The 4,736-nt window shown below is 70.7% G+C and carries 4 protein-coding genes; 1 reads left to right on the top strand and 3 read right to left on the bottom strand.

What is annotated here, in order from left to right; all coding sequences use genetic code 11:
- Together ACLN58_RS17960 and ACLN58_RS17955 are read right to left on the bottom strand one after the other, a co-directional pair.
- Window positions 1-1,475, bottom strand: a 1,475-nt coding sequence (locus ACLN58_RS17960) for an acetyl/propionyl/methylcrotonyl-CoA carboxylase subunit alpha (protein ID WP_415856611.1), incomplete at its 3' end; no start/stop codon positions are given.
- 5 nt (window positions 1,476-1,480) lie between these two features.
- Entirely contained in the window at window positions 1,481-3,088 is a 1,608-nt protein-coding gene (locus ACLN58_RS17955) for a carboxyl transferase domain-containing protein (protein WP_415856610.1), read from the bottom strand.
- 97 nt (window positions 3,089-3,185) lie between these two features.
- On the opposite strand from ACLN58_RS17955, the gene ACLN58_RS17950 reads away from it, so the two are divergent.
- On the top strand, window positions 3,186-3,815 hold the full coding sequence (locus ACLN58_RS17950; RefSeq protein WP_415856609.1) for a TetR/AcrR family transcriptional regulator: 630 nt from the start codon (window positions 3,186-3,188) through the stop codon (window positions 3,813-3,815).
- Window positions 3,816-3,839: 24 nt separating this feature from the next.
- On the opposite strand, the gene ACLN58_RS17945 is transcribed toward ACLN58_RS17950, so the two are convergent.
- The coding region (locus ACLN58_RS17945; RefSeq protein ID WP_415856608.1) for a dihydrolipoamide acetyltransferase family protein at window positions 3,840-4,736 on the bottom strand (897 nt) is incomplete at its 5' end.

Genomic DNA, 4,736 nt, shown 5'->3' with positions numbered 1-4,736 from the left:
GCGTCGGGCTCGCCGATGCGCTCCGAGAGCAGCGCGGCGGCGACGTACTCGGGGGCGCCGGGCTCGCGGAACGCGAGGTGCTCGAGGCGCCGCTCGATGAGCGTCGTGTCGAGGTGACCCGCCTGAACCTCGGCGTCGGAGAGGAGGAGGCGCAGGTACTCGATGTTCGTCTGGACGCCGAGGAGCGTGTACCCCGCGAGCGCGGCGTCAAGCCGCTCGAGTGCCTCCGCGCGATCCCGACCCCAGGCGATGGCCTTGGACAGCATGGGGTCGAAGTCGGCGCCGATCTCGAGCCCTTCGACGAGCGAGCTGTCGACGCGCACCCCCTCCCCCGCAGGCTCGGACAGGAATTCGACCCGGCCCGTCGCGGGGAGGAAGCCCCGTTGCGGCGACTCGGCGTACACCCGCGCCTCGATGGCGTGCCCGTTGAGCCGCACGTCCGCCTGCGCAAGTCGGAGCGGCTCGCCGGCCGCGACACGCAGCTGCTGCTCCACGAGGTCCACGCCCGTCACCATCTCGGTCACGGGGTGCTCGACCTGGAGGCGCGTGTTCATCTCCATGAAGAAGAACTCGTCCGGGGCCTCGTCGCTCACGAGGAACTCGACGGTTCCGGCTCCGGTGTAGCCGACGCTTCGTGCCGCGTCGCACGCGGCCTTGCCGATGCGCTCGCGCGTCTCGGCGCCGAGGGGCGTGTCGAACAGCGGCGACGGCGCCTCCTCGATGACCTTCTGGTGCCGCCGCTGGAGCGAGCATTCGCGCTCGCCGAGATGGATCGTGGTCCCGTGCTGGTCAGCGAGGACCTGCACCTCAATGTGCCGTGGGGCGCGGATGAGCCGCTCGAGGAAGAGCGTGTCGTCGCCGAACGCGGCGGCCGCGACGCGGCGTGCCGTCGCGAGGACGCGGGGAAGCTCGTCCGCGGACTCGACCACGTGCATGCCCTTGCCGCCGCCCCCGGCGGAAGGCTTGATGAGCAGCGGGTACCCCACGCCGTCGGCCGCCTCGACAAGCTCCGCATCGGTGAGCCCGGGGCGGGCGATGCCGGGCACCACCGGTACGCCGAAGCCCGCGACGTGGTTCTTCGCGCTGATCTTGTCTCCCATGACCGTGAGCGCCTCGACGCCCGGGCCCACGAACGCGATGCCGGCCTCCTCCAGCGCGCGGGCGAACGCCTCGTTCTCGCTCAGGAAGCCGTAGCCGGGGTGGACGGCGTCCGCGCCGACGGCGCGGCAGGCCTCGACGATCCCGCCGATGTTGAGGTAGCTCTGCACCGGGGTCTGGGGGCCCATGGGAGCGGGGTCGATGCGGACGGCCTCATCGGCCTCGCGAACGTGGCGCGCACCGGCGTCGGCGTCGCTGTAGACGGCGACGGACGGGATGTCGAGCCGCCGCAGGGTCTGCATGACGCGGCACGCGATCTCGCCGCGATTCGCGACGAGGACCTTGGTGAAGAGCGGGACTTTCTGGATCAGACTCACGGTCCTCACATCCTGAAGACGCCGAAGGACGTCTCGGGCAGCGGGGCCAGGGCGACGACGTCGAGGGCCATGCCGAGGACGCGGCGCGTGTCGGCCGGGTCGATCACGCCGTCGTCCCACAGCCGGGCCGTCGAATAGTAGGGGCTGCCCTGGGCTTCGTACTGGGCCTTGATGGGCGCTTTGAACGCGTCCTCGTCCTCGGCGGACCATTCCTCGCCATGCCCCTCGAGCTGCTCGCGCTTGACGGTCGCGAGGACGCTCGCCGCCTGGTTGCCGCCCATGACCGAGATGCGGCTCGCCGGCCACATCCAGAGGAAGCGCGGCGAGTACGCACGCCCGCACATCGAGTAGTTGCCCGCGCCGAACGAGCCGCCGATCACGACCGTGAGCTTGGGCACGCGCGTGGTCGCGACGGCCGTGACCATCTTCGCGCCGTGCTTCGCGATGCCGCCGCGCTCGACGTCACGGCCCACCATGAACCCCGAGATGTTCTGCAGGAACACGAGCGGAATGCCGCGCTGGTCGCACAGCTCGATGAAGTGCGCGCCCTTCATGGCCGATTCCGAGAACAGGACCCCGTTGTTCGCGACGATCCCTACGGGGTGGCCGTGGATCCGGGCGAAGCCCGTCACGAGCGTCGAGCCGTACTCCTTCTTGAACTCGTGGAACGCGCTCGCGTCGACGAGCCGGGCAATCACCTCGCGCACGTCATACTGGGCGTTGACATCCGTCGGGACGGCCCCGTACAGCTCGCGCTCCTCGACCTTGGGCTCAACGGCGACGGCCACGTCCCACGTAGCCTTCCGCGGCGCGGGGAGCGTCGCGACGATGCCCCGGACCGTCTCGAGGGCGTGCTCGTCGTTCTCCGCGAGGTGGTCGGCGACACCGGAGATCCGCGCGTGGACCTCCCCGCCCCCGAGTTCCTCGGCGGAGACGATCTCGCCGATGGCCGCCTTCACGAGCGGCGGCCCACCCAGGAAGATCGTGCCCTGATTGCGCACGATCACCGTCTCGTCGCTCATCGCGGGCACGTACGCGCCACCGGCAGTGCACGAGCCGAGGACGGCCGCGATCTGCGGGATCTTCGCCGCGGACATGCGGGCCTGGTTGTAGAAGATGCGCCCGAAGTGGTCGCGGTCAGGGAAGACCTCGTCCTGCCGCGGAAGGAACGCGCCGCCCGAGTCCACGAGGTACACGCACGGGAGGCGATTTTCGAGCGCGATCTCCTGCGCCCGAAGGTGCTTCTTGACCGTCAGGGGGTAGTACGTGCCGCCCTTGACCGTCGCGTCGTTCGAGATGACGAGCACGTGGCGGCCGTGGATCAGGCCAATGCCCGCGATCACGCCCGCGCCGGGGCTCTCGTCGCCATACATGCCGTTCGCCGCAAGCGGCGCGATCTCGAGAAAGGGCGACCCCTCGTCGAGGAGGGCGTCGATCCGCTCGCGCGGGAGCAGCTTGCCGCGGGCCACATGCCGCTCGCGCGAGCGCTGGGGCCCGCCGAGGGCCGTGACGGCGAGGCGTTCGGCGAGCTCGCCCGCGAGGGCCCGCTGCGCGGCGTCGTTCTCGGCGAATTCGGCGCCCGCCGGGTCGACGCGGCTGACAAGCGTCTCCATCGATTCCCGCCTTGGGTTAGTGACGATTAACTGGAATCCAAGTTAGTCTTGATTAACTGTGATGTCCAGCACAGGATGGCTGTTCCAGGAGAAGCACATGAGCGAGAGCCCCAGCCCCCGAAGCGAAGCGAAGGCGGTCCGCCGGCAGGCGCTGCTCGACGCCGCCGCCGGGTTGTTCGCAGCGCAGGGCTTCGCGGGCGTCTCGCTCGACGACCTCGGTGCCGCGGCCGGCGTCAGCGGCCCGGCGATCTACCGCCACTTCGCGGGCAAGCAGGCTGTGCTCGGCGCGCTCCTCGTGGGCGTGAGCGAGGAGCTGCTCGAGGGCGGACTGCGGGTGGCAGGCGGCGGGCTCCGCGATACCGCGAACGACGGCGACGGCGTCCTCCGCGCGCTCGTCGCCTTTCACGTGGACTTCGCTCTGTCCAAGCCGGACGTCATTCGGGTCCAGGACCGGGATTTCACGAATCTCTCCCCCGACGACCGCTCCTCGGTGCGCAGCCTCCAGCGCCGATACGTCGACGTGTGGGCGCGCGCCCTCGCGGGGCTGCACCCCGATGCCTCCCCGGCCGAGCTCCGCGTCCGGGCGCAAGCGGCCTTCGGGCTCATCAATTCGACCCCACATTCGGTGGGCGGCGGCAGGGTTCCCGCCGGGCGCGCCCGGCGCCTCCTCGAGGCGATGGCGCTTGCGGCCCTGGCTGCACCCGCGCCAGGGCCGTCAAGCCCGTGATCTAGAGGCCCGTGACCTCAAGGGTCACACCATCGCGATGACCATGCCCGGGTCGGCCATGATGGCGCCGACATCGGCGAGGAAGCGGGAGGCCTGCTCGCCGTCAACGAGGCGGTGGTCGAACGAGAGCGAGAGCGTGACGACGTCGCGCAGGGCGACCTCGCCGCGGTACTCCCACGGCAGGCGGCGCACCTGGCCCATCGCGAGGATCGCCGCCTCCCCCGGATTGAGGATGGGCGTGCCGGCGTCGACGCCGAAGACGCCGATGTTCGTGATCGTGAGCGTCCCACCCGTGAGGTCCGCGGGGCTCACATGGCCCTCGCGCGCCGATGTCGCGAGCCGGCTGATCTCCTCCGCGAGCTGCGTGAGGTCCATCGAGTCCGCGTCCTTGACGTTCGGAACCATGAGGCCCCGTGGCGTGGCGGCCGCGAAGCCAAGGTTCACGTAGTGGTACTGGACGATCTCTTGGGCGGCCTCGTCCCACCGCGAGTTGAGCGAGGGGCTCCGGCGGAGGGCGACGAGCACGGCCTTCGCGACGAGCGTCATGGGCGTGATCTTGACGCCCGAAAACGCCTTCGACGCCTTGAGCCGTGCGAGGAGCTCCATCGCTGGCGTGACGTCGACAGTCAGGAACTCGCTCGCGTGGGGCGCCGAGAACGCGCTCGCCACCATCGCCGCGGCCGTCTGCTTCCGGACCCCGCGGATCGGCGTGCGCGTCTCGCGTTCACCAGCCTCGGGAGCGACCCGCAGCTGTCGGATCTCCCGAGCCGGCATCTGCCCCTCCAGGACCTCCGGCTCCGGAGTGCCCACCCGACGCAGGATGTCGTCCCGGGTCACGAGACCCCGGGGCCCAGAACCGCGGACCGCGGTCAGGTCCACGCCGAGATCCTTCGCGAGCTTGCGCACGGGCGGGGTCGAGCG

The sequence above is a fragment of the Sinomonas sp. G460-2 genome (assembly GCF_047759905.1).
Lineage (GTDB): Bacteria > Actinomycetota > Actinomycetes > Actinomycetales > Micrococcaceae > Sinomonas.
This window is presented reverse-complemented; position numbering and strand designations above follow the sequence as displayed.